The organism is Deinococcus fonticola (assembly GCF_004634215.1).
Lineage (GTDB): Bacteria > Deinococcota > Deinococci > Deinococcales > Deinococcaceae > Deinococcus > Deinococcus fonticola.
Window position 1 is genome coordinate 1 of sequence record NZ_SMMH01000072.1, and the last position, 5,226, is coordinate 5,226.

The following is a 5,226-nucleotide window of genomic DNA, read 5'->3' on the forward strand; positions in this document are numbered from 1 at the left end:
AGAAAGTGCCCAAGTCGGCCCCACCTACAATTCGGTCTCTTGAACCTACGCTAAGGACGGGCTTGTTGACCTGGACGGCTTGACTGAGACCCATTGTGAGGCTCCCAGTCCAAGACACAACGCTAAGCGAAATTTGCCGTGTTGGACGATAAATTCTTGGCGGGGAAATTAGCCTCATGAAAGCCGAGACGAAACCACCCACTGTCCCAAATAAGCTCTACTTCAAATGGGACAGGTTTTAAGGCCGATGAAATCAGCGTTTTTCGGCACTCAATTTCAGAGGGTTCAATTGGGACACTTAGGGAGGGGGCTTGGCGTACAAAAATGTCCCAATCGTGTAGTCACCCCCCTTTCTGTTTCGCAACCATTGATGAAGGTTATGTAAATGCAACATAGCTGTCAAGCGAGAATTTGGGAGCCGCAAGACGCCCACAACGCTCCCCAGGTACAGCGAACACCCCTGCCACCTCCCCTAGCCGTACGACTCTGTCGGGGGGATTCACCACCCTTGTAGCTGGCAGTCAGCCAACTTTAAATGCATCTTTACATACCGTCTAGACGGTATGTATATTTGTGGAATGGCCAGAACGAAGCACCCCGAACTGACTCGCGCCGCGCTTGTTGACGCTGCCCGACGTGTTCTCCGCACCCATGGCGCCACCTTGTCTCTGGAGGCTGTTGCTCAGGAGGCCGGCGTCAGCAAGGGGGGCCTCCTGCACCACTACCCTTCCAAGGAACGGCTATTGCAGGCCCTGGCGCATGCCCTGATTGAACAGTTCCATAGTCTGCTCCAGGCCGCCCACGCCAAAGAACTTGCTCTCCACGGCGATGCTCCGGGTGCCTGGCTCAGGGCCTATATCGAGCTCAGCTTCGTCGTGGATGAAGAGGTCGATGCGCTCACCGTTGCGCTGGCGCCACTGTCCGTGCTCCCTGAACTGCTCCGCGGCTTGCAGGAGGCACAACGCTTCCTCATTACCGATGCCGAGGCAGACGGCTTGCCCGCCGGACGCGCCCATGCCATCCGTCTGGCCTGTGACGGCCTGTGGGCGGGCCGGAGCTCAGGCTTGCCAGACCTGGATGACCTCCAACGCGCTGCCCTGAAGGAGGAACTGTTGTCATGGACCCGACGCTGAACCCCACCGCGCCCGCCCTGACGCCTCACCACCCGGATCCTGGATCAGGCTGGGAACGCCGCTTCTGGGCCATCTTCAGCGGTCAGGCGCTGTCGCTCATCGGCTCAGCCCTCACGCAATTTGTGCTGATCTGGTGGATCACCGACACGACGGGCAGCGCGTCTGCCCTGGCCACCGCGGGCATGGCGGCGCTGCTGCCACAAGCCCTGCTCGGCCCCCTGGGTGGCACCCTCGCTGACCGATACAGCCGCCGCTTCCTGATGATTGCCGCAGATGCGATCAGCGCACTGTGCATGCTCGTCCTCATCACCCTGTTCCTCACCGAACGGGTGGAGCTGTGGCATGTGTACGTCATGATGTTCATCCGCAGTGCGATGCAGGCGTTCCAGAGTCCAGCAGCTGCCGCGAGCACCGCGATGCTGGTTCCCGCTTCCTTTCTGCCCCGAGCTGCCGGGCTCAATCAGACCCTGATGGGGATCATGACCATTGCTGCTGCGCCGCTGGGCGCCCTGGCCATTGGGGTTATGCCTCTGGGCCTTGCCCTGAGCATCGATGTGGTCACGGCCCTGCTCGGCATCATTCCCTTGCTGCTGTTCCGCATCCCTCAGATCAAAAGGTCGGCGGCGCAGCAGACCAGCATGTGGACGGAATTCCGAGAAGGCGTTCACCTGGTCTGGAGGCAGCCGGGGCTGCGCCGCCTTTACGGGCTGCTTGGGGCCATCGTGCTGGCCATCATGCCCGCATTCACCATGGTGCCCCTGCTGGTGAAGAACCACTTCGGAAGAGGGGTGGGCGACGTCGCTCTCATGGAGGGGCTCACTGGAGCAGGAATGATCGTGGGCGGATTGCTTATCGCCGCCATCGCGCCGAAGCGGCAGATGCTGTGGATTTTAATGGGCTTCGCCGCATCCTGCCTGACGCTGGCCCTGACGGCGTTAGCACCAAGCGAGATGTTCTGGCTGGCGGTGGTCTGGTGGGCGGTGAGTGGCCTCACCTTCATCATCGGCAATGCTCCAATGACGGCCCTGCTCCAGACCACCATTCCAAATCAGCTGCAAGGTCGGGCACTGTCGTTGCTGAGTACCATCATGGGCCTGGCTGGACCTGTGGGCCTGGCGATCGCCGGCCCCCTGGGCGAACTAATGGGCGTTCGGTGGCTGTTCGTGGCGATGGGTGTCCTGGGTACCGCAGTGAGCATGGCAGGATTCCTCTCCCCTGCCTTGCTCCGGTTGCAAGACACGACTGGAGTGGATGGTCAGATGGCGCAGTCTGAAAGGTGACAGGGCGATTTGAAGACCTCTCCGCACTGCAAGAGGGTTTACCCCACCGCCACACTCGTGGTCTGCGAAGAGCACGGCCTTTCCCTGTCCAGTTGACATCCAAGTCGCCTCAAATTGACACCTGCCAGGCCGGTTCTACACATCAACCTGACACGGCAGGGCGCTTGCTGAGAATTTCTGTCCCTCCTCTTGCGTGACCACTGCGCCGTCATCAGGTTGATATACGCCCGGGCGACCAAGAGATCGTTGACTGACATCTTGCAGTTTCCAAAAGAGACGTCCAGCAGGGCTTCTTCCCTCAAGCTGAGGGTGTGAAAAAGAAAAACCTGACTGGACGTCTCTATTCTGGCATGCTGACCGCATGCCAAAGGAAGCAGCATCAGGACACCTTGGAGGTCATCTGTTGCTGCTTTCTCATGGCCCTGGGCATACCTGGCTTCCAGGCCGCTCAGGTCAAATCGCCTTCAGCCATCAGTCATTTTCTGAATGACTATGACTGGTCAACTCGGACCCTGATTCGTGTCATGCGTTCTCATGCTCTCGAAGCTTTTCGAGATTACCTCCGTGGACGCCGGGGGCGTCCACCCATGGTCGAGGTCATCGTCGATACCACCTCCATCGCCAAGGAAGGCCAATTTGCTGATCTGAACGGTTGGATTCACACCCTCAACCGAGTCCGGGGTCTGCACGTCGTCATGCTTTACATCTGCTGCGGAGACCTGCGTCTTCCCTGGAGCTTCAGAATCTGGCGCGGGAAAGGCACGTCCTCACCGCAAGACCTCGCCCTGCAACTCGTTCGTCAGCTCCCAAAAGAGGTTTTGACCCGTTCCCGGCAGGTTCACTTCCTCGGGGACGCTGGATTCAGCAGCGTCAAGCTGCTCAAAGGCCTTGACGCCTTGGGGCTCACGTTTACGGTCGGCATGCGTGCCGACCGGCAGATGCTAGGTGGAAAGAAGATTCGCGACGTCACCAGTCAGGAACGTCACATTGAGCTGGCTGGCCTGGAAGGAATGGAGCTGTGGTTGTACTGGGTCTGGCTTCCCAAGGCCGACCACGGGGAACCGAGGCAGCGCTTCGTCATCACGAACCGCCGCAGAACATCGACAACTGTGCGTAAAACAGGTCGCAGGCGCTGGAAGATTGAGGCCCTGTTCAAGACCCTGAAGAGTCGTTTCGCCTTTGGGAAGTTCGGCCAGAAAACCAAGCTGGGTGTACTTCGTTATTTGTGTCTGAGTGTGGCGGCCTCCCTGCTCTGCCATTTTGAGCGCTTGGAGAGCCAGGCATCAGGCCAGGAGGAATCCTCCTGGCCTGACTGGGGAGAACTTGCGTGTCAGGTGCAGGCCAAACTCCTGGGATGGGTACGTCTCATTCAGTTGGACGTGGGGCGACAGAGGATTCTTGACGTCTGGGAGGGGAAAACCGCTTAGCTTTGGAAACTGCAAGATGTCAGTCGAATTAAAAATCATCTTTTCAGTGCCTCGTAGAGAGTGTCCCGGTTCACACCAAGTTCCTTGGCTAGGGCCGTCTTCTTTTCCCCGGCGGCCACTCTTTGCCTTACTTCGGATACCTGTTCAGGGGTCAGCGCTTGCTTCCGACCCTTGTACTTGCCTGCCTGCCTGGCTTTGGCGATACCCTCCCGTTGGTTTTCGAGGTTTTGGGCCCTTAAAAACTCGGCCACTGCGCCCAGCATGGTCAGCAGCAGGGTATTCATGGGGTTGTCCTCGCCTGTAAAGATGACGCCTTCCCGCTGAAATTCCACCCGTACCCCACGTCCTGAAAGTTCAGTGACGATGCGCCGCAAGTCTTCCACATTCCGGGCTAGCCTGTCCATCGAATGCACGATAACGATATCCCCCTCGCGGACGTAGGCCAGCAGCTCCTGTAGTTTGGGTCGCTTGGCATCTTTGCCGCTGGCTTTGTCCTCGAAGATTCTGTCCAGTTCCACTCCGTCCAACTGCCGGGCGGTGTTCTGGTCTGTGGTGGATACTCGGATATACCCAACGCGCTGCCCTCTAGCCATACCGCCTCCAGTCTGTCGGAATAGGGTTTTGGCTTCCCCCGACATATGTCGGAATATAGCAAAATAGACTCTATTCCGACATCTAAGTACTGATTTCATCAGGCAGCCCAACTGTCGGTTTGGGGTATACCCTAGACTGACATATATTTGTATTTGTCAGGGTACAGTCTCTCGATAAACTGAGTGAATGGGGATGCAAGCGGACAGTGGATACGTTTATGCGTTACAGAACGCGAGTTTCCCCGGCATTCTGAAGATTGGCATGACGCTCAGAAACCCGTTTGAAAGGGCTTCAGAACTTCATACTACTGGCGTGCCAACGCCTTTTTTCGTTGCCTTTTGTGTCTTTGTTCCAGATGCAGTTCGATTGGAGAGGACACTGCATACGCATTTTGCTGCCCATCGAATCAATGCGAATCGGGAATTCTTCAAGCTAGAGCTGCCCGAACTCATGGCGGCTGTTCTGCCCTACATGGAAGGCAGTGTTGAGCATAAACTTGACATTGACGCGGTGGGTTCAGCTTCGACAACTCCGCCTGTTCTATCCATCCCAGCAAATACTCTGCTACTCCCAGATATGAATGAAGATAGCGCTCTATTTGCTTTAAATGGCGACGATTATTTTATCAACTATGCAGAAGCGGCTAGGCAAGGTGACAACACCGCCCTGACGGCCTGACACAAAGTATGAGAAAACGTCCCCGATAGGGGACAATTTCTGTTTATGACGACAAAAATAGTCTTCGGGGACGTGCCCCGACTCTACCAGAATGTCCGGCCCTTCCTCAGCGCC

At 57.3% G+C, this 5,226-nt stretch carries 5 protein-coding genes; 4 read left to right on the forward strand and 1 reads right to left on the reverse strand.

The annotated features are described in order from the left end of the window. Window positions 1-578 precede the first annotated feature (578 nt). From E5Z01_RS18920 to E5Z01_RS18930, 3 genes are all read left to right on the forward strand, one after another. Window positions 579-1,133, forward strand: a complete 555-nt coding sequence (locus E5Z01_RS18920; RefSeq protein ID WP_135230793.1) for a TetR/AcrR family transcriptional regulator — start codon at window positions 579-581, stop codon at window positions 1,131-1,133. Then, window positions 1,118-2,413 (forward strand): MFS transporter, encoded by a 1,296-nt coding sequence (locus tag E5Z01_RS18925; RefSeq protein WP_135230794.1) that lies wholly within the window; start codon window positions 1,118-1,120, stop codon window positions 2,411-2,413. Before E5Z01_RS18920 ends, E5Z01_RS18925 begins: the two co-directional genes overlap by 16 nt. A 311-nt stretch (window positions 2,414-2,724) precedes the next feature. Further along, entirely contained in the window at window positions 2,725-3,840 is a 1,116-nt protein-coding gene (locus E5Z01_RS18930) for a transposase (RefSeq protein WP_135230795.1), read from the forward strand. 35 nt (window positions 3,841-3,875) lie between these two features. Here the strand turns inward: E5Z01_RS18930 and E5Z01_RS18935 are convergent, their stop codons facing one another. Beyond that, window positions 3,876-4,433, reverse strand: a complete 558-nt coding sequence (locus E5Z01_RS18935; RefSeq protein ID WP_135230796.1) for a recombinase family protein — start codon at window positions 4,431-4,433, stop codon at window positions 3,876-3,878. Window positions 4,434-4,620: 187 nt separating this feature from the next. On the opposite strand from E5Z01_RS18935, the gene E5Z01_RS18940 reads away from it, so the two are divergent. Then, entirely contained in the window at window positions 4,621-5,112 is a 492-nt protein-coding gene (locus E5Z01_RS18940) for a GIY-YIG nuclease family protein (protein ID WP_205750517.1), read from the forward strand. The last annotated feature ends 114 nt before the right edge of the window (window positions 5,113-5,226 follow it).

Bases quoted from the DNA above. Each gene is read 5' to 3' on its own strand.
- E5Z01_RS18920 (WP_135230793.1), top strand. From the start codon at position 579: ATGGCCAGAACGAAGCACCCCGAACTGACTCGCGCCGCGCTTGTTGAC.
- E5Z01_RS18925 (WP_135230794.1), top strand. From the start codon at position 1,118: ATGGACCCGACGCTGAACCCCACCGCGCCCGCCCTGACGCCTCACCAC.
- E5Z01_RS18935 (WP_135230796.1), bottom strand. From the start codon at position 4,433: ATGGCTAGAGGGCAGCGCGTTGGGTATATCCGAGTATCCACCACAGAC.
- E5Z01_RS18940 (WP_205750517.1), top strand. From the start codon at position 4,621: ATGGGGATGCAAGCGGACAGTGGATACGTTTATGCGTTACAGAACGCG.